This window comes from Pseudorhodoplanes sp. (assembly GCA_032027085.1).
In the GTDB taxonomy this organism is placed as follows: domain Bacteria; phylum Pseudomonadota; class Alphaproteobacteria; order Rhizobiales; family Xanthobacteraceae; genus Pseudorhodoplanes.
The window spans coordinates 541,391-559,239 of sequence record JAVSMS010000001.1 but is presented as its reverse complement, the minus strand read 5'-3'; the positions used below and the strand labels follow the sequence as shown (position 1 = coordinate 559,239).

17 protein-coding genes and 1 pseudogene are annotated in these 17,849 nt (G+C 63.5%); 11 read left to right on the top strand and 7 right to left on the bottom strand.

Features of this window, described 5'->3' with window-relative positions; genetic code table 11:
* The first annotated feature begins 28 nt into the window (after positions 1 to 28).
* Entirely contained in the window at positions 29 to 1,183 is a 1,155-nt protein-coding gene (locus RO009_02735; protein MDT3683943.1) for a cobalamin-independent methionine synthase II family protein, read from the top strand.
* A 40-nt stretch (positions 1,184 to 1,223) separates the two neighbouring features.
* Here RO009_02735 and hemF read toward each other — a convergent pair whose 3' ends face one another.
* Genes hemF through RO009_02720 form a run of 3 tightly spaced genes read right to left on the bottom strand, consistent with a single transcriptional unit; the run spans position 1,224 to position 2,831 of the window.
* On the bottom strand, positions 1,224 to 2,144 hold the full coding sequence (gene hemF, locus RO009_02730; GenBank protein ID MDT3683942.1) for an oxygen-dependent coproporphyrinogen oxidase: 921 nt from the start codon (positions 2,142 to 2,144) through the stop codon (positions 1,224 to 1,226).
* Positions 2,134 to 2,349, bottom strand: coding sequence for a CopG family antitoxin (locus RO009_02725; protein MDT3683941.1), 216 nt, complete (start codon positions 2,347 to 2,349; stop codon positions 2,134 to 2,136). Before RO009_02725 ends, hemF begins: the two co-directional genes overlap by 11 nt.
* 2 nt (positions 2,350 to 2,351) lie before the next feature.
* Entirely contained in the window at positions 2,352 to 2,831 is a 480-nt protein-coding gene (locus RO009_02720) for a tRNA (cytidine(34)-2'-O)-methyltransferase (GenBank protein MDT3683940.1), read from the bottom strand.
* A gap of 259 nt (positions 2,832 to 3,090) precedes the next feature.
* On the opposite strand from RO009_02720, the gene petA reads away from it, so the two are divergent.
* From petA to RO009_02700, 4 genes and pseudogenes are all read left to right on the top strand, one after another.
* On the top strand, positions 3,091 to 3,618 hold the full coding sequence (gene petA, locus RO009_02715; protein MDT3683939.1) for a ubiquinol-cytochrome c reductase iron-sulfur subunit: 528 nt from the start codon (positions 3,091 to 3,093) through the stop codon (positions 3,616 to 3,618).
* 32 nt (positions 3,619 to 3,650) lie between these two features.
* Positions 3,651 to 5,752: pseudogene (locus RO009_02710) on the top strand (cytochrome c1).
* A gap of 75 nt (positions 5,753 to 5,827) precedes the next feature.
* Complete coding sequence (locus tag RO009_02705) at positions 5,828 to 6,703, top strand: S-methyl-5'-thioadenosine phosphorylase (protein ID MDT3683938.1); 876 nt, start codon at positions 5,828 to 5,830, stop codon at positions 6,701 to 6,703.
* 197 nt (positions 6,704 to 6,900) lie between these two features.
* Entirely contained in the window at positions 6,901 to 7,449 is a 549-nt protein-coding gene (locus RO009_02700) for an adenine phosphoribosyltransferase (protein ID MDT3683937.1), read from the top strand.
* Positions 7,450 to 7,525: 76 nt separating this feature from the next.
* Here RO009_02700 and RO009_02695 read toward each other — a convergent pair whose 3' ends face one another.
* Both RO009_02695 and RO009_02690 read right to left on the bottom strand, forming a co-directional pair.
* Complete coding sequence (locus tag RO009_02695; protein MDT3683936.1) at positions 7,526 to 8,575, bottom strand: DUF4105 domain-containing protein; 1,050 nt, start codon at positions 8,573 to 8,575, stop codon at positions 7,526 to 7,528.
* Positions 8,576 to 8,630: 55 nt separating this feature from the next.
* The gene (locus RO009_02690; protein ID MDT3683935.1) at positions 8,631 to 9,995 is read right to left on the bottom strand and encodes an amidohydrolase family protein; all 1,365 of its coding nucleotides are present in this window, start codon (positions 9,993 to 9,995) and stop codon (positions 8,631 to 8,633) included.
* A 157-nt stretch (positions 9,996 to 10,152) separates the two neighbouring features.
* Between RO009_02690 and RO009_02685 the strand changes: the two genes are divergently transcribed.
* Positions 10,153 to 10,944, top strand: coding sequence for an alpha/beta hydrolase (locus tag RO009_02685; GenBank protein ID MDT3683934.1), 792 nt, complete (start codon positions 10,153 to 10,155; stop codon positions 10,942 to 10,944).
* Positions 10,945 to 11,049: 105 nt separating this feature from the next.
* Here the strand turns inward: RO009_02685 and RO009_02680 are convergent, their stop codons facing one another.
* Positions 11,050 to 11,796 carry a hypothetical protein gene (locus RO009_02680; protein ID MDT3683933.1) on the bottom strand — a complete coding sequence of 249 codons (747 nt, stop codon included), beginning with the start codon at positions 11,794 to 11,796 and terminating at the stop codon, positions 11,050 to 11,052.
* A 66-nt stretch (positions 11,797 to 11,862) separates the two neighbouring features.
* Positions 11,863 to 12,657 (bottom strand): hypothetical protein, encoded by a 795-nt coding sequence (locus RO009_02675; GenBank protein ID MDT3683932.1) that lies wholly within the window; start codon positions 12,655 to 12,657, stop codon positions 11,863 to 11,865.
* Positions 12,658 to 12,956: 299 nt separating this feature from the next.
* Between RO009_02675 and RO009_02670 the strand changes: the two genes are divergently transcribed.
* The 5 genes from RO009_02670 (at position 12,957) to RO009_02650 (ending at position 17,809) form a co-directional block, all read left to right on the top strand.
* Positions 12,957 to 13,877, top strand: a complete 921-nt coding sequence (locus RO009_02670; GenBank protein ID MDT3683931.1) for a glycine--tRNA ligase subunit alpha — start codon at positions 12,957 to 12,959, stop codon at positions 13,875 to 13,877.
* A gap of 195 nt (positions 13,878 to 14,072) precedes the next feature.
* On the top strand, positions 14,073 to 14,555 hold the full coding sequence (locus tag RO009_02665) for an endonuclease domain-containing protein (GenBank protein ID MDT3683930.1): 483 nt from the start codon (positions 14,073 to 14,075) through the stop codon (positions 14,553 to 14,555).
* A complete protein-coding gene (locus RO009_02660; GenBank protein ID MDT3683929.1) occupies positions 14,552 to 15,151 on the top strand; it encodes a cysteine hydrolase family protein in 600 nt (199 codons plus the stop codon). Before RO009_02665 ends, RO009_02660 begins: the two co-directional genes overlap by 4 nt.
* A 100-nt stretch (positions 15,152 to 15,251) precedes the next feature.
* Entirely contained in the window at positions 15,252 to 15,815 is a 564-nt protein-coding gene (locus RO009_02655) for a LemA family protein (protein ID MDT3683928.1), read from the top strand.
* Positions 15,816 to 15,823: 8 nt separating this feature from the next.
* Positions 15,824 to 17,809, top strand: coding sequence for a DUF2207 domain-containing protein (locus RO009_02650; GenBank protein MDT3683927.1), 1,986 nt, complete (start codon positions 15,824 to 15,826; stop codon positions 17,807 to 17,809).
* The last annotated feature ends 40 nt before the right edge of the window (positions 17,810 to 17,849 follow it).

Below are 17,849 nucleotides of genomic sequence, written 5' to 3'. Positions count from 1 at the left end.
GTGGCGCTGCTTGCCAGCAGGAGTGACCGTGAAACGAAGCGATGACCGCATCTTGACCACGCATGTCGGCAGCCTGATCCGGCCGAAAGAGTTGCTCGATCTCGGAGCAAAGGCACAGCAGGATGCCGCCGCGCGCAAAAGCTATGAGCAGGCGCTGAAAGAGGCGACCGCGCAGGTCGTCCGCAGGCAGGCGGAGGCCGGCATCGACATCGTCAATGACGGCGAATACGGCAAGTCGAGCTGGGCGAATTACGTGCTCGACCGCATGACCGGTTTCGAGCACCGCCCCGGCCTGCGGCACGAGGCCGTGTGGCTTGGCCGCGACCGCTTCCGCTTCGCCGAATTCATGAAGCTGGACTTCCCGCGCGGCGTCGAGGGCTCACCGCTCGACGCCTGTATCGGCCCCATCACCTATCAGGGGCAGGACAGCATTGCGCGCAACATCGCCGACCTGAAGGAGGCCTTGCAGTCGGTGCAGGTGGCGGAAGGCTTTCTCACCGCGGTGGCGCCGGCCTCAACCGGGTACGATGCGGTGAACGAATATTATGCGGATGAGCGCGCGTATGTGTTCGCGATCGCCGATGCGCTGCGCGAGGAATATCTCGCGATCCACAAGGCGGGCCTTGTGCTGCAGGTGGACGATGCCGTGCTCGCCAATATGTACGATCACCTGGTGCAGCAGAGCCCGGAGCATTACCGCAAATGGGCGGCGCTGCGCATCGAGGCGCTCAATCATGCGCTCAGCGGCATTCCGGCCGAGCGCGTGCGCTATCACGTCTGTTTCGGGAGCTGGCATGTGCCGCACATGGCGGACGCGCCGCTCGAGGCCATCGTCGATCTGATCTTGCAGGTGCCGGCCGGCGCCTATTCGATCGAGGCCGCCAATGTGCGGCATGAACATGAATGGCGGGTGTGGGAGAATGTGCAATTGCCGCAGGACAAGATCCTGATTCCCGGCGTCGTGACGCATCACACGCTCACGGTCGAGCATCCGCGGCTCGTTGCCGACCGCATCGTCCGCTTCGCCAAGATCGTCGGGCGGGAGAATGTGATCGCCGGCACCGATTGCGGCTTCGCGCAGAGCGAGGGCCTCCAGCGCGTGCATCCTTCCGTGATGTGGGCGAAGCTCGAAAGCCTCGCCGAAGGCGCAAGGCTGGCGAGCAAGGAATTGTGGGGGCGGTGACCCGAGCTTGCCGCATGGGATTGCGGCCGCGCTTCTCGTGCTACGGCCACTTCACCTCAGGCGGCAGCGACGACAAGATCGACTCCACATTGCCGCCGGTGCGCAGGCCGAAGATCGTGCCGCGGTCATAGAGCAGATTGAATTCGACATAGCGGCCGCGGCGCACGAGCTGCTCCTCGCGCTGCGCATCGCCGTAGGGTTTTTCGAAATTGCGCCGCACGAGTTCGGGATAGATGTCACGGAAGGCGCGTCCCACCTCCTGCGTGAAGGCGAAATCCTTCTCCCAGTCGCCCGAGTCGAGCCAGTCATAGAAGATGCCGCCGATGCCGCGCGGCTCGCCCCGGTGCTTGAGAAAGAAATATTCGTCGCACCATTGCTTGAACTTGTCGTAGGGGGCGACCGCCGCATGCGCGTCGCAGGCTTTTTTCATCGCGGCATGAAACGCGATGGTGTCGGGATCGCTTTGCGTGCGCCGCGCGTCGAGCACCGGCGTCAGGTCGGCGCCGCCGCCGAACCAGGCGCGGCTGGTGACCACGAAGCGCGTGTTCATATGCACGGCCGGCACATTCGGATTCCATAAATGCGCGATCAGCGAGATGCCCGACGCCCAGAAGCGCGGGTCTTCCGTCGCGCCGGGAATCTCCTTGCGGAATTCGGGGGCGAATTCGCCATGCACGGTCGAGCAATGCACGCCGACCTTCTCGAACACGCGGCCCTTCATGATCGACATGACGCCGCCGCCGCCATCTTTGCCGCTGTGATCCTTGCGCTGCCATGGCGTGCGGACGAAGCGGCCTGCCGGCTTGTCCGCGTTGGGCGCGGAAGCGGGGAGGGTGTGCTCCAGCTCTTCGAATGACGCGCAGATCTCGTCGCGCAGGCTTTCGAACCAGGCGCGGGCGCGGGTCTTGCAATCGTCGAGGGTTGCGGGGTCGGGAAGGGGGGAGGCCGCGTCAGTCCGCATCGACCTTTTCTTTCAGCCACGTTTTGATCAGCGATTGATAAGGCACGTCACGTCTGCTGGCCGCGATCTTGATCCGGTCGAGTGTCCCTGTCGGCAGGCGAAGCCTTATTTGTACGTCGTCCTTCTTTCTATTTGATAGGAGTTGAGGGCCGCCAGATTTCGCCTGGTCAGGGGCCGCACCCTCCGAGGTGCGCACTGTGGGCATGGCTACCTCTCCATTGTGTCCGAGCTTGCCGGGAAGCCGCCAGTCTGCCTTAGCGCCTCCCCGAGCGCCATGGCGGCCGTCATCGCCACGTTGATGGACCGCATCCCGGGCTGCATCGGGATCAGCAGCCGCGCCTCGGCCGCCGCCTGCACCTCGTCCGGGACCCCGGCCGATTCCCGGCCGAAGAGGAGGACGTCGCGCGGGTCGAAGGCATGGTCCAGATAGGACACCGCCCCGCGCGTGGTGAAGAGCACGAGCCGCAGCCCCTCGCTTCTCCGCCACACGTCGAAGGCCGGCCAGGACGCGTGGCGGCCGATTTCCACCTGGTCGAGATAGTCCATGCCGGCCCGGCGGAAATGCCGGTCCGAAATCGGAAAGCCTGCCGGTTCAATGAGATGGGCCCTGACCGCGAGGCAGGCGCAGAGCCGCAGAATCGTTCCGGCGTTTTGCGGGATATCGGGCTGATAGAGCGCGATCTGCATGCGGCTTGGAACAGGCCCGAGAAGCGGAAATGTCACGTTGTACGAGTGATTTGTGCGACTCTTTAGCGGTATTGAAAAGGCACCTTGCGCTCTCCCGGCAAGGGTGCCAATAGAACCTCGCCGGATTGCCGCAGAAGGCCTTTCCCCAAGGCCGGATGTGGCCGGTTCGCTCGCTTTCGACGACGTACTTCGTCGAGGCCCGTTTCGAGTTGTTCGGGACGCAGGGCGGGTTTCGGCATGACGGAAGAGGGACTGCACCGTGACAGCCATGTCTTCGGCGGGACAGACACGCCGCGATTTTCTCTACATTGCGACCGGAGCCGTCGGAGCCGTTGGCGCCGCTGCCGTCGCCGTGCCGCTCATCTCGCAGATGAACCCGGACGCCTCGACCATCGCCGCCGGCGCGCCGATCGAGGTCGACCTGACGCCGATCGCGGAAGGCCAGGTCATCAAGGTCTTTTGGCGCGGCAAACCGATCTTCGTGAACCACCGCACGCCGAAAGAGATCGAGGAAGCGCAGAAGGTCAATCTGGCAAGCCTGCCCGACCCGGAGCCGGATTCGGCACGCGTGAAGGAAGGCCATGCCAATTTCCAGGTGCTGATCGGCATCTGCACCCATCTCGGCTGCATCCCGATCGCGCATTCGGGCGAGTACAACGGTTATTTCTGCCCTTGCCACGGTTCGGTCTACGATACCTCGGGCCGTATTCGCCAAGGTCCGGCGCCGCTCAATCTCGCTTTGCCGCCCTATCAATTCGTCTCCGACACCAAGATCCGGATCGGCTGACATTCGCATTGGATTGATCTGAAGGTTCCACCATGAGCGGACATTCGACCTACCAGCCGCAAGGCGCATTCATGAAATGGATGGAGCGCCGGCTGCCGATCGCAGGCCTCGTCTATTCTTCGTTCGTCGCCTATCCGACACCGCGCAACCTGAACTACTGGTGGACCTTCGGCGGCATCCTGAGCTTCATGCTCGCTGCGCAGATCATCACCGGCATCGTGCTGGTGATGCATTACACGCCGCATGAAACGATGGCGTTCAATTCCGTCGAGCACATCATGCGTGACGTGAATTACGGCTGGCTCTTGCGCTATCTGCATTCCAACGGCGCGTCGATGTTCTTCATCGCCGTCTACATCCATATGTTCCGCGGCATGTATTACGGCTCCTACAAGGAGCCGCGCGAGGTGCTGTGGATCCTCGGCGTCATTATTTATCTGCTGATGATGGCGACCGGCTTCCTCGGCTACACGCTGCCCTGGGGCCAGATGAGCTTCTGGGGCGCCACCGTCATCACCAATTTCTTCTCGGCGATCCCCTGGGTCGGCGAGGCGGTCGTCACCTGGCTGTGGGGCGGTTTCGCAATCGGCAATCCGACGCTGCAGCGCTTCTTCTCGCTACATTATCTTCTGCCCTTCGTGATCGCCGGCGTCGTGGTGCTGCATGTCTGGGCGCTGCATGTCGCGGGCCAGAACAACCCGACCGGCATCGAGCCCAAGAGCGCCAAGGACACGGTGCCGTTCACGCCTTATGCGACGATCAAGGACTCCTTCTTCATGGTGGTGTTCATGATTATGTTCGCCTGGTTCGTGTTCTACACACCGAACTATCTGGGCCATGCCGACAATTACATTCCGGCCAATCCGGCGGTGACGCCGGCGCATATCGTGCCGGAATGGTATTACCTGCCGTTCTACGCGATCCTGCGCGCGATCCCGAACAAGCTCCTGGGCGTCATCGCGCTGTTCGCCTCGATCCTGATCCTGATGTTCCTGCCCTGGCTCGACACGTCGCGGGTGAAGTCGGCCCGCTATCGGCCGCTGTTCCGCCAGTTCTTCTGGATATTCGTCGCGGTCTGCCTCGGCCTCGGCTGGCTTGGCGCCAAGCCCGCGGAAGGCGGCTATGTCATCGCCGCGCGCATCCTCACCGCGTATTATTTTGCTCACTTCATCATCATCCTGCCGCTGCTCGGATTGTTTGAGAAAACAAAGCCGTTGCCGAACTCGATCGAGGAATCGGTGCTGGGCGCGGCCGCGGCCAAGAAAGCGTGAAGGAGCGGAGACAGGTCATGACGTTGCAACGCCCTCTTCTCGCGCTGGTGCTGGCGGCTGGTCTCGCTACGCCTTTCGCAATGCCGGCCGGTGCCGCCGAAGGCACGCCGGAGCCGCCGCGGCAGACATGGTCCTTCTCTGGACCGTTCGGGCTTTTCGACCGCGCGCAATTGCAGCGCGGTTTCAGGGTCTACAAAGAGGTCTGCGCGAGCTGCCACAGCCTGTCGCTGGTCTCCTTCCGCAATCTCGCCGAGCCGGGCGGCCCCGGCTACAGCGCGGCGCAAGTGGCGGCGCTTGCGGCAGAATACAAGGTGCAGGACGGTCCGAACGACGCCGGCGAAATGTTCGAGCGCTCGGGACGTCCGGCCGACCGCTTCCCGAGCCCGTTCCCGAACGACAATGCCGCGCGCACTGCGAATGGCGGCGCGCTGCCGCCGGATCTGTCGGTGATCGCCAAGGCGCGCACCTATGAGCGCGGCTTTCCGCGTTTCATCTTCGATATCTTCACGCAATATCAGGAGCAGGGCCCCGACTATATCGTCGCGCTCTTGACCGGCTATGAGGACGCGCCGCAGGGCTTCAACCTGCCCGAGGGCTCGAACTACAACAAGTATTTTCCCGGCCACGCCATCGGCATGCCGAATCCGCTCAGCGCGGATCAGGTGACTTATGACGACGGCACGCCGCAGACCGTCGAGCAATATGCCAAGGACGTTACCGCCTTCCTGATGTGGACGGCGGAGCCGCACATGGAAGCGCGCAAGCGCATCGGCTTCCAGGTGATGATCTTCCTCATCGTGTTCGCGGGCCTGCTCTACTTCACCAAGAAGAAGGTCTGGGCCGACGTGCACAAGCACGCGTGAGGCGGAATTTTGTGAGTTGACGAAGGGCCCCGAACGGGGCCCTTTGCGTTTGTGACGATGGCAGGCGGAGGACTAATGACACGCGCGGTTCTCGGCATCATTGGCGGCTCCGGCATCTACGATCTGCCCGGCCTGCAGAATGTGCGCGAGGAGCACATCAGAAGTCCCTGGGGCGAGCCGTCGGGGCCGCTACGCATCGGCGAGATGGCGGGACTGCCGGTGGTGTTCCTGCCACGGCACGACAAGGGGCATCGCCTGTCGCCCTCCGACATCAACTACCGCGCCAATATCGACGTGCTCAAGCGCGCCGGCGTGACCGATCTTGTCTCGGTGTCGGCCTGTGGTTCGTTCAAGGAGGAATTGCCGCCCGGCACATTCGTGCTGGTTGACCAGTTCGTCGACCGCACGCACAAGCGCGAAAGCTCCTTCTTCGGCAAGGGCTGCGTGGTGCATGTGTCGATGGCACATCCGGTCTCGCCGCGATTGCGCATCCATCTCGCTGCAGCGGCGCAGGCGGCCGGTATCCCGGTCGTGCGCGACGGCACCTATGTGTGCATGGAGGGCCCGCAATTCTCCTCCTATGCGGAGAGCATGACCTACAAGCAGCTCGGTTATTCGGTGATCGGCATGACCAACATGCCGGAAGCCAAGCTCGCGCGCGAGGCGGAGATCTGTTACGCCACCGTCGCCATGGTGACCGATTATGATTGCTGGCACCCCGACCACGACGCGGTGACGGTGCAGGACGTGATCAAGGTGCTGGTGTCGAATGCCGAGAAGGCAAAGACGCTGGTGGCGCAGCTGGCAAAGGATTTCCCGCGCGAGCATGAGCCGTGCCCGATCGGCTCCGACCGCGCGCTCGACAATGCGTTCATCACCGCGCCGGAGGCGCGCGATCCCGAGCTTCTGAAAAAGCTCGATGCGGTGGCGGGCAGGGTGCTCGGCGTGTAGATTTTTGTCGGGTGCTACAAGCGGATCGTCATGTGGGACCAATCCGGATGGCAGGCAGCGTGGGGCCGATCATCCTTCGAGGCTTGCTCACTTCATTTGCCCGCATCTCAGGATGACGCAGAGAGGTTGCACAACGCCCCGCCGTTCGCCACATTGCGCCCGCTCCGGGCATCACTCCTCTCGCAAGCGGACCCACAATGACCTCTCCTGTCCTTGAAAACGACCTGAAAGCCGCGATCCGCACCATTCCGGATTATCCCAAGCCCGGAATCATGTTCCGCGACATCACCACCCTGTTGGGAAATCCGCGCGCCTTCCGCCGCGCAGTGGATGAGCTGGTGCAGCCGTGGGCGGGGTCGAAGATCGACAAGATCGCCGGCATCGAGGCGCGCGGCTTCATCATCGGCGGCGCCATCGCGCATCAGCTCTCCGCCGGCTTCATTCCGATCCGCAAGAAGGGCAAGCTGCCGCACAAGAGCGTGCGCGTGGCCTATTCGCTGGAATACGGCATTGATGAGATGGAAATGCATGCCGACGCGGTGGAGAAGGGCGAGCGCGTGATCCTGGTCGACGACCTGATCGCGACCGGCGGCACCGCCGAAGGTGCGGTGAAGCTGCTGCGCCAGATGGGCGCGGAAGTGGCCTCCGCGGTGTTCATGGTCGACCTGCCGGAGCTCGGCGGCGCCGACAAGCTGCGCGCGCTCGGCGTCAATGTGCGCACGCTGGTTTCCTTCGAGGGGCATTAGGGCGGTTTCGAGCGGCGAAGACGATGGGCTCCGGGGATCACCGCGCCCCAGTCTGCCGACGGCCGATCAGGGTGGATCAGCGAGAGATCGTCGGCAGTGACGCGCGGATGCGCTGCGAGAAATCGGGCGCGTCGCCGGCCGCCTGTGCCGCCGCGTTGATCAGCGAGCGCCGCCGCAATTCGTCGAACGGCAAATCCGTGTTCACCCGGCCGGAATGATAGAGGTAACTGTCGATCAGGCCGTTGAAGAGGTGACGCAGGTCGAAGCGCCCCTGCCGGCCGGCGGCGTTTGCATAGCGGATGATGTTGAGGGTGCAGTTGTTGCTCAACAGGTGATAGAATTCCGGACGATCGGCGAGTTCATTGATCCGTGCCAGATAGATCAGCAGCAGCCGGCGGGCATCCTCGGCCGAGGTGTTGAGACGATAGAGGTAGGTCGTCTCGCGCCGGTGATTTGTGCGCACCCCCACGAGGTCGCGCTCGCTGCCCACCACGTAGATCAGTTCGAATTGCTTGAACATGGAGGCGACGGGTGCAAAGCCCTCGCCGACCTCCGGCCGCGTCTCGATGGAAATGCTCAGCGGCGGCGCGTTGTCGAAAATGAAGCTCAGGAAGGTGTGTGCCACCAAGCCTTCGCGCCAGTATGAGACGTAGAAATCCAGCCCGGTCAGGTGCGACAGCTGCACCTCGCGCTCCTCATAGCGCACTGTGAAATCGTTGCGGGTGCGGTAATCGAAATCGCGCACCCCGGTCAGGCGCACGTGGTCGCCGTCGATATGGGCACGCGGCATGACCGCAAATTCCGGCCGCCAGTTGCGATCGTGCGAGGGAGGAATGGCGATCCACCATGCGACCACGCCGAGATACGTTATGGCGAGGGCCACGCGCATATGCCGTTGCCGCGACACCCAGAAGGCCCAGGCCGCGAAGGCTGCAAAGGACACCGCCAATGCAAGGCGCAGCCAGGGCCATGGCAGGTTCGAAAAATAGATCGCCAGGCTGGCCCATCCGATGAGGAGCAGCTGTGCCAGCAACCAGATCCCTGCGATCAGCCAGCCGAGAATCCTGGAGAGGAACGTGCGATGTGAAGCGGCGGCTCCTTCGGCTTTGCTCGGCGGCTTATGCATGCTTGGTCGGCGGCGCTCCCGTTGACGCAAGAGGTGCAGGTCGATTGATCGAGCCTCACTTGCTTAGTGTATTCTTGTGAATCCTGCCATCCTTCATGATGACCACGAAGTTCTTCGCCGGATCTGCAACGAGCGCGATATTCGCGAGCGGATCGCCGTCGACCAGCAGCAGGTCGGCGAGCGCGCCGTGCTCTATGACACCGAGCTTGCCGGGATAGGGATTGCGCAGGCCGGTGAGGGCCAGCAGTTCGGCGTTGGTGCTGGTTGCCATCACGAGCGCTTCGGCGGGCGTGTACCAGCGGGTGAGCGACGCGAGAATCGCGCCCTGCTGCTTCGCCAGCGCGGCGGAGAACAGGACGTCGGTGCCCCATGCCGTCTTCAGCTTATACTTCTTTGCCAATTCGTAGGTCTTGGCGATGCCGGGCCAGACCTCATCCGCCTTGGCGCGTTGTACAGAGCCCTCCGGAAAGCCCAGCCGCAGGCCCTCAGGCAACGGCTGCATGCTCAGCCAGATGCCCTTTTCGGCCATCAGCTTGGCGGTCGCATCGTCCATCAGCATGCCGTGCTCGATAACCTTCACCCCAACGGCGATGGCCCGCTGGATCGCGGCCGGCGTAAAGGCATGCACGGTGACGTAGGTGCCCCAATTCTCCGCCGCTTCCACCGCGGCACGCAGTTCCTCCGCGGTGAAGGTGGTCACGTCGATCGGACTGAAGGGCGACGACACCCCGCCGCCCGCCGTCAGCTTGATCTGGGAGGCCCCCTGCATGAGCTGTTCGCGTGTGCGCAGACGCACCTCGTCCGGGCTGTCCGCGACCATGCTTCCGCCGAGCTGCTCCATGCGGTGAAGCACGCCGCCGACAGTGCGCGGCAAGTCGGTGAGTTGACGGAAATCCCCATGCCCGCTCGTCACTGTGATCACGGCACCGGAGGGGTAGATGCGCGGACCGGCGAGGACGCCTTCGTCGATCGCGCGCTTGAGGCCGAACACCGGCCCGCCCACGTCGCGGACGGTGGTGAAGCCGCGCATCAAGGTGTCCGTTGCCTCGGCGCCAGCCAGGAGGGAGCTAAAAGTAACGTCACCCATCGACTCCGCCGGAGTCACCCGGATCAGAGCCGCGTGCCAGTGCGCGTCGATCAGGCCCGGCATCAGGGTGCGTCCGCCGCCGTCGATGATGCGCGTATCGGCGCGGCGATCGGTCGGGATCGGCGCGGCGGAAATGCGCTCGATGATGTTGCCCCTGACCAGAACGTGTGACGGCGCCGAGAGGGTGCCGGACTTGCCGTCGAAGATGCGCACGTTTTCGAACAGGGTGACGGCGCCCGGCGCGGCGTCCTGCGCAAGCGCGCATTGCAGGCCGATGACGGTTGTCAGGGCGAATGAGGCAATGAAGGCACGGCGAGACAGGGCGGTAGTCATGCAAACTCCCGGATCGCAATTCGGATTCATCATCGGCAATTCCGCGATGCTAGGGGGAGGCCATGCTCATCACAATGCAAGAAACGCACTTGTGATGAGGGCACCATTCATGGTTGATCGGGCGTGAAACAGCCTTTGTCATTCGGGAAATAAGTTGATGGATCAGGTGGGGCTTGGAGGTGTTCGCTTCCGCACCGATATTGCAGGGCATGGCGGCGAATGGCTGGTGCTGCTGCATGAACTCGGCGGGTCGCTCGAGTCATGGACACCCGCCGTGCCGGAACTGGCGAAGCATTTCCGGGTGCTGCGCTACGATTCGCGCGGGGCAGGCCAATCCGAAAAGCTGCGCGGCGATTTTGCAATCGACACGCTTGTGAACGATGTCGGCGCGATGCTGGATCATTTCGGAATTGCGTCGTGTCATATCGCCGGCACCGCGATCGGTTCCGGCATCGGCATCCGCTTCGCCGCGGCCCATCCGCGGCGCGTGAAATCGCTGGTGCTGGCGGCGCCGGTCATGGGTGTGGTGCCGGATCGCAAGGTCTATTTGCGCGACCGCGCGGCGCTGGTGGCGAAGGAAGGCATGCAGGCGGTGGTGGACGATACGCTCAGCCGCTCCTATCCGCCGGCCGTGATCCGCGACAAAACCATGTACGAAGCCTATCGCGCGCGCTTCCTCGCCAACGATCCGGAGAGCTACGCCGCGCTCAACCGCGCCTTCATCGATTTCGACGCGGTGCCCGATCTCGGCAAGCTGCAATGTCCGGTGCTTGTGATCGCAGGCGAGCATGACGGCCTGCGTCCGCCGGAAGAGGCCGGGCGCGTCGCGGCGCAGATCAAGGACGCGCGTGTTGTGGTGATCGATGCCGCGCATGTCGCGCCGACGCAGGCGCCGGGGGAGCTGGTACGGGAAATGCTGGAATTTTACGCGGAACTGAGCGCGCGCTGAACCCAATTGCGAGTGGCGAAAGCGTTGTCTCTTTCGATGGACCCCCACCCCTGACCCTTCCCACAAGGTGGAGGGATCTGCTGAGTGCGCGGCGCGCCTTCGTCTCTACCTGAACGGCAGCGCCGATTTCAGCTCGCGCAGCATCACCCGCAATTCCAGCTCGCGGAACTCGATGAAGACCTTCTCGGTCCAGACGTGCAGCTCGGTGCGCAGATCAGCGGGCTTGCGCATGAACGAGGCGAAGGAGAAATGCGGCTTGTCGATCACGCCCTTGATCACCGGGTTGAGCCGCGGAATGAACAGGCCGCGCTCGGTGGTGACGGGCCGAAAGGGCTCCATATAGCCGCGCGCGCTGATATTGGCCTCGTTCTGCACCGGCACGATGACGGTGTGCGGAAAGGCCTGGTGCAGGTAGCCGTAGAATTGCGCCGAGCGCGGATGCGGATCGGCGATGAACAGCAGCATCGGATCGATGCCGCGCCGCTGCGCCTCCCGCATGAATCCGATCTGCCGTGCCACGGTGAAAAACGGATCAAACGCCTCAGCGCCGAGATCGATAATGCGCGGAACATCGCCGCCTGCGATCAGCCCGTCGAACAGCGCCATCTGCCCGCGCGTATCCGACAGGTCGGCGATCGCGGTGTGGTGGGGGAGGAGGGTGGCGAGCAGATTTTCGTTGCGGTTGAGATCGTAGGCGATCGGCTGCCGATTGTTGACCAGCTGGAAATCCGTCAGCACGCGCGCCAGCAGCGTCTTGCCGGTGCGCGGGCGGGGAGAGCAGACAATGTAAACGGGCGTGCGGCGCGCCATGACGGAAGCAATCTTCAGTTCGTCATGCGCGGGCTCGACCACCCGCGCATCCATCAAGAAAGATGGATTGCCGGGTCAAGCCGGGCAATGACGAAGGACAGGCAAGACTCACCCTCCGCCGCTGCGTATCTGATTCTGGGGCGTCGACGTAAACCCGCTCTGCGGCTTCGGCGCGCCCACCACATTGGAGCCGACGATGTCGGGCAGCTTCACGCGGTCGAACTCGGCCCAGACATTGCCCAGCCAGTGCCGGACATAACCACGCAACACGAAGGAATAATTGGCGTTCTCGCCGCGCGCGGTCTTGTTGGCGATGAAGGTGACGAAGGGCACGGCGGCGAGTTCCACCTGCTCATAGGCCATTTCGTTCAGCTTCGGAATGGTGAGGTCGACGGCGTCGCGGATCTGCTTGAAGTAGGAATCGTATGTCGACTGATCCCACTCGAAGAAGCTGGTGTTGTTGATGAAATTCTTGGTCAGATAATATTTGCCGTCGACTACGAAGGGAGCGATGTCCTTGATCTCGTCGAGCGAAGCTATGGACGGCCCGACAATGTGGAATACGGCGAGCGTGATCTGGCCGCGCTTGGCCGATTCGAGAAAGCCGATGTCGCGCAAGGCGGCGAGGGTGGTGGAGAGGAGGCCGGCGCGGACGTCGATGATCGTTACCTGGCTGTCGCTCAGGGTGTCGAAAATGCGCATCTGGTCGGAGACCGAGGTGGCGTCGACGACCTCGGTGATATCCGGATAGAAGCGCTTCAGCGTCCCGCGCGGGGATTCGGTGTCAAACGCGCGGATCGGGACGTTGCGGGCGGTGAAATAGTCCAGAAGCGTGCGTGAAACGGTGGTCTTGCCGACGCCGCCCTTGTCGGCGCCCACGATAATAACTGTCGGCTTGGACATACTCCGCCCTCTGTACTCAACCGGAACTTCGGAAACCCCCCGGGGCCTCTCCCGCGTGCCTTCGCGACCCACAATGGCAGAACAGGGCCGCCGATTTCAATTGCCTTCTGCCCTTGCCTTAATTCCCTTCGTTAACGCTGGAAGAGGGTAAAAGCGCGCTTTTTCCGAGCGTTCGAGCCTGTCCCTGGTCGCGCCGGGCTTTCTTGACCGGTCAGGGCTTGGCCGATACTTAAACCGCGCAACCCGGATTTCCTTAATTCATGACCGTCGCCGCCGATGCCCGCTCCAGGGACCATGCTTTGGAGCCTTCACGCTCCTTTCAGGGGCTGATCCTGACCCTGCAACGCTTCTGGGCGGACCATGGCTGCGTGATCCTGCAGCCCTATGACATGGAGGTCGGCGCGGGAACCTTTCATCCTGCGACCACCCTGCGGGCGCTGGGGCCGAAACCGTGGAACGCCGCCTATGTGCAGCCCTCGCGCCGCCCGAAGGACGGCCGCTATGGCGAGAATCCGAACCGCCTGCAGCATTATTACCAGTTCCAGGTGATCCTGAAGCCGTCGCCAGCCGACATTCAGGAGCTTTACCTCAAGTCGCTCTACACCATCGGCATCGACCCGAAGATCCACGACATCCGGTTTGTCGAGGACGACTGGGAGAGCCCGACGCTCGGCGCCTGGGGGCTGGGCTGGGAATGCTGGTGCGACGGGATGGAGGTGAGCCAGTTCACCTACTTCCAGCAGGTCGCCGGCTTCGAATGCGCGCCGGTCGCGGGCGAGCTGACTTACGGACTGGAGCGCCTCGCCATGTATGTGCAGGGCGTCGAGAATGTCTTCGACCTGAATTTCAACGGGCGCGAGGGCAAGGAGAAGGTCACCTATGGCGACGTGTTCCTGCAGGCCGAGCAGGAATATTCGCGGCACAATTTCGAATACTCCGACACGGCGATGCTGTTCGAGCAGTTCCGCATGGCGGAAGAGGCGTGCCGGAAATATCTCGAAGCGGGTTGGCAGGAAAACAAGGACGGAAAGAAAGAGCGTCACCTGATGGCGCTGCCGGCGTATGACCAGTGCATCAAGGCGAGCCATGTGTTCAACCTGCTCGACGCGCGCGGCGTGATTTCGGTGACCGAACGCCAGAGCTACATCCTGCGGGTGCGCGAACTTGCGAAAGCCTGCGGCGCGGCCTGGCTCGCGACCGAAGCGGGCGGGGCGGGGTGATGGCGTTCGCTGCGGTAGCGACGATCGCACGCGCTGGCGTTATCCTTCACCCTCCCCTGGAGGGGGAGGGTCGCCGCCGAAGGCGGCGGGGTGGGGTGATGAGCTTCGTGCAGCCTGAGGCCTTGGACGTACGGCATTGACTGTTCCCCTCCCCCTTGTGGGGAGGGGTCAGGGGTGGGGGTCGAGAGAGCCGGAATGATTGCGATGCCGAACGATGAACCGCGCACATGGGCACGGCGGGATCCTTCGATCCTGGCGCCGCAGCGTGGGCATGCGCGGCAGATGCGCAAGGCACCTACCGATGCAGAGCGCAAGCTATGGTTCCATCTTCGCCACCGCTTGCAGCTGGCAGACACTCATTTCCGGCGGCAAGTGCAGATTGGTCCTTACATCGTCGACTTTGCTTGCCATCATTCGAAGCTGATCATTGAAGTCGACGGTGGGCAGCATGCGCAGAATCCGGCTGCTGACGAAAAGCGCACGCAGCGTCTCGAAGCGGATGGCTATAAGGTGCTGCGCTTCTGGAATAATGACGTATTGTCGAACATCGATGGTGTGTTGGCTGAGATTCAACGCGCTGTAACTGGGACCCCCACCCCCGACCCCTCCCCACAAGGGGGAGGGGAGAAGAAGCAACGACAGCATTCCGCACCAGAGGCGGGGGGAGCGTCAAGATGACCGGCGCCAGAACATTGCTGCAGATGGCCGGCGTCAATCCGTCGCCCGCGAAGCTCGGCGACGCGGCGCTTGTGATCATCGATGCGCAGAACGAGTATGTCACCGGCAGGCTGCCGCTCGAGGGCGTGGCGGCCGCGCTCGACAATATCGCCGCGCTGCTGAAGGCGGCGCGCGCGGCCGGCGCGCCGGTCATTCATGTCGTGCAGCGCGGCCGGCCGGGCGGGCTTTTTGATCCTGAGAGTGACGCGTTCCGGATCGCGCCGCAGGCGGCGGCTTTGGCCGGCGAGACCGTGGTCGAGAAGCCGCTGCCGAATTCGTTCGCGAAAACGAATTTGCAGGCGGTGCTTGAGGCGACCGGCCGCAAGTCGCTCGTGATCGCCGGCTTCATGACGCATATGTGCGTGAGCGCCACCGCGCGCTCGGCGCTCGATCACGGCTACGCCGCGACCGTGATTTCCGACGCGGTGGCGACGCGCGCGCTGCCCGATCCGCTCGGCGGCGGCGACATTCCGGCAGAGCAGGTGCATTGCACCGCGCTGGCGGAACTGGCCGACCGCTTCGCCACGATTGCGACGGCCGGACAGATCAAGGCCTGAACCCGGCAAACCCGGCTGTGTACGACGATGGCGCCGGCGGTCAAAGCCATTGAACGCAGGCGCCCGGCGGGCGACAAACAGCAATGACTTGGGTTATGCAATGACTTGGGTTTTGCTGGCGCTGGCGGCGGGCGCCGTTCTTTATGCGATCATTGTCTTCAACCGTCTGGTGCGCACGCGCCAGATGGCGAACGAGGCGTGGAGCGGCATCGACGTGCAGCTGAAGCGGCGTGCCGATCTCGTGCCCAATCTGGTTGAGGTGGTGAAAGGCTATGCCGCGCATGAGCGCGGCGTTCTGGAGGAGGTCACGCGGTTGCGCGGCGCGGCCGGTGCGTTGCCGAAAGACGACGTCGCCCATCGTGCGCAGGCCGAAACGGCGCTGACGGCCGCCATCGGCCGCCTGATCGCGCTGGCCGAAAGCTATCCAGACCTGAAGGCGAGCGCCAATTTCCTCGAACTGCAGCAGCAGTTGAGCACCCTTGAAGACGAGTTGCAGATGGCGCGCCGCTATTACAATGGCGCCGTGCGCAATCAGAATGTGCTGGTGCAATCGGTGCCCTCAAACCTCATTGCAGGCTTGTTCGGTTTCCGCGAGCGCGATTATTTCGAATTGCCGGATGCGCGCGAGCGGGCGGTGCCGCAAGTGACATTGCAGCCGCGGTGAGGCGACAGATGCGGAAGCTTGCACCGGTCCGTCTTCTCTGCCTGCTTGGCCTGGTGCTGCTGGCCGGCCTCACCCGCGCGCCTGCGGCGGAGGTGATCCATTCCTTCGATTCACACGTCGTGCTCGACAAGTCCGGCGAACTCACCGTCATCGAACGTATTCGCGTGCGCGCGGAAGGCCGCGACATCAAGCGTGGCATTTACCGGGACTTTCCCCGGACTTTCCTCGATGCGCAGGGACGCCGTCGTGAAGTGAGTTTCAAGCTGCTCGGGGTCACCCGCGACGGCCGGCCGGAAAACTATTTCACCGAACGCAAGAGCGGAGGCGTCATCCGCATCTATGCCGGCGACAAGGACGTGATGCTGACGCCAGGCGATCACACCTATGAGTTTCGCTATCGCACGGCACGGCAGGTGCGCTGGTTCGACAGCGGGCCGGAACTGAACTGGAATGTCACCGGCAATTTCTGGACTTTTTCCATCCTTGCGGCGAGTTATCGGCTTGAGCTTGCCGATGGCCTGAGGCCGGTGCGCTGGACCGCCTTTACTGGTCCGCTCGGCGCTCGCGGCACCGACTATCGTGCGGGTCTCAGCAGCGATGGCGCGCTGGTCGTGACCACCACGCGGCCGCTGCGAGCCGGCGAAGGGCTTACGGTCGTCGCCGCCTTGCCGGAAGGCGCGGTCGAGCCGCCGACGCAGGCGACTGAACTCTGGTACGCGTTCCATGACAATCGCGGCTGGGTCCTTGGCGGTGTCGGATTCCTGCTGGTGCTTGTCTATTATGTATCGGCGTGGAGAGCGGTGGGGCGCGACCCCCAGGGCGGCACCATCATCCCGCTCTTCCATCCCCCGAAAGGGATTTCGCCTGCGCTGGCCAACTACATCGACAATTGGGGGCTGGGCCGGGACAAATGGCGGGCCTTCACGGCAGCGGCTTTGTCGCTCGCAGTGAAAGGTCTGCTGCGCTTCGACGACAAGGACGGCACGCTCAGGCTGAGGGGCACCGACAAGCTGAAGGAAGGCCGGGCATCGCTGCCTGCCGGTGAATCTGCCATCGCCGGCTGGCTCGAGAGTTCGGGCGGCTCCGCCGCCATCGACACGAGCAACAGCAGCGGGGTAGCGAACGTCTCGCGGAATTTCACCAGCGCCATCGAGAACGAAAACCGCAATCGCTTCTTTCGCCGCAACCTCGGCTATGTGCTTGCCGGCGCGGCGATGACGGTGGCGGTGGTTGTGGGCACGGTCGTTTTCGGCGGGCTATCCGAAAGCGACATCGTCATCCTCGCCGTCATTGCTTTCGGCAGCGTCTGGCTCGGCATGTTTCTGGTGCCGCTGCTGATGGCATTGTTCGGCGCGATCCGCTTCGGCTCAATCGTGCGCAGCGCACTGACGCTGATCATCATCGGCATCTTCGTTGCGGGCATCTCGATCGCCATGCACGACATTTTCTCAGGGATTTCCGGCGACGTCTTTCCCTTGCTGGTCTCGCTGCTCGGCGATCATCCCTTGCCGTTCTTGCTCGTCGGCGCGTTCGCCATGCTGAACGGGTTGTTTCTCTATCTGATGCGCGCGCCGACCGCGCTCGGCCGCCCGATCATGGACCAGCTCGCCGGCTTCAAGCTGTATCTGGAGACGGCGGAATCGGACCGGCTCAATCTGCGCGGTGCGCCGGAAATTACCGCGGAGCGCTTTGAGGCCTTGCTGCCTTATGCGGTCGCGCTCGATGTCGAAAAGCCGTGGTCGGAGGCCTTCGCCGCCGCGTTGCAGCGGGCTTATCCCGACGAGCCGGACCCGGTGAACCAGCATTACCGGCCAAACTGGCATTCCGGCTCCTGGTCCGGCCGCTCCTTCGGCAGCGCCATCGCTTCGACCGTGAGCAGCACCGCCAGTGCCCTGTCCAGCGCCATGCCGGCGTCCTCCTCATCCTCCGGTTTCTCCTCCGGCGGCGGGGGCTCGGGCGGAGGTGGGGGCGGCGGCGGTGGAGGGGGCTGGTGACGGTTTCCCTCCCGTGAAGGGGCGGTTGCGCGTTCCGTGA

What these genes read in the sequence shown, in the direction of transcription:
- hemF (MDT3683942.1), bottom strand. Translation starts at nt 2,144, where the DNA reads ATGCGGACTGACGCGGCCTCCCCCCTTCCCGACCCCGCAACCCTCGAC.
- RO009_02725 (MDT3683941.1), bottom strand. Translation starts at nt 2,349, where the DNA reads ATGCCCACAGTGCGCACCTCGGAGGGTGCGGCCCCTGACCAGGCGAAA.
- RO009_02720 (MDT3683940.1), bottom strand. Translation starts at nt 2,831, where the DNA reads ATGCAGATCGCGCTCTATCAGCCCGATATCCCGCAAAACGCCGGAACG.
- RO009_02705 (MDT3683938.1), top strand. Translation starts at nt 5,828, where the DNA reads ATGACACGCGCGGTTCTCGGCATCATTGGCGGCTCCGGCATCTACGAT.
- RO009_02700 (MDT3683937.1), top strand. Translation starts at nt 6,901, where the DNA reads ATGACCTCTCCTGTCCTTGAAAACGACCTGAAAGCCGCGATCCGCACC.
- RO009_02695 (MDT3683936.1), bottom strand. Translation starts at nt 8,575, where the DNA reads ATGCATAAGCCGCCGAGCAAAGCCGAAGGAGCCGCCGCTTCACATCGC.
- RO009_02690 (MDT3683935.1), bottom strand. Translation starts at nt 9,995, where the DNA reads ATGACTACCGCCCTGTCTCGCCGTGCCTTCATTGCCTCATTCGCCCTG.
- RO009_02685 (MDT3683934.1), top strand. Translation starts at nt 10,153, where the DNA reads ATGGATCAGGTGGGGCTTGGAGGTGTTCGCTTCCGCACCGATATTGCA.
- RO009_02675 (MDT3683932.1), bottom strand. Translation starts at nt 12,657, where the DNA reads ATGTCCAAGCCGACAGTTATTATCGTGGGCGCCGACAAGGGCGGCGTC.
- RO009_02665 (MDT3683930.1), top strand. Translation starts at nt 14,073, where the DNA reads ATGATTGCGATGCCGAACGATGAACCGCGCACATGGGCACGGCGGGAT.
- RO009_02660 (MDT3683929.1), top strand. Translation starts at nt 14,552, where the DNA reads ATGACCGGCGCCAGAACATTGCTGCAGATGGCCGGCGTCAATCCGTCG.
- RO009_02655 (MDT3683928.1), top strand. Translation starts at nt 15,252, where the DNA reads ATGACTTGGGTTTTGCTGGCGCTGGCGGCGGGCGCCGTTCTTTATGCG.
- RO009_02650 (MDT3683927.1), top strand. Translation starts at nt 15,824, where the DNA reads ATGCGGAAGCTTGCACCGGTCCGTCTTCTCTGCCTGCTTGGCCTGGTG.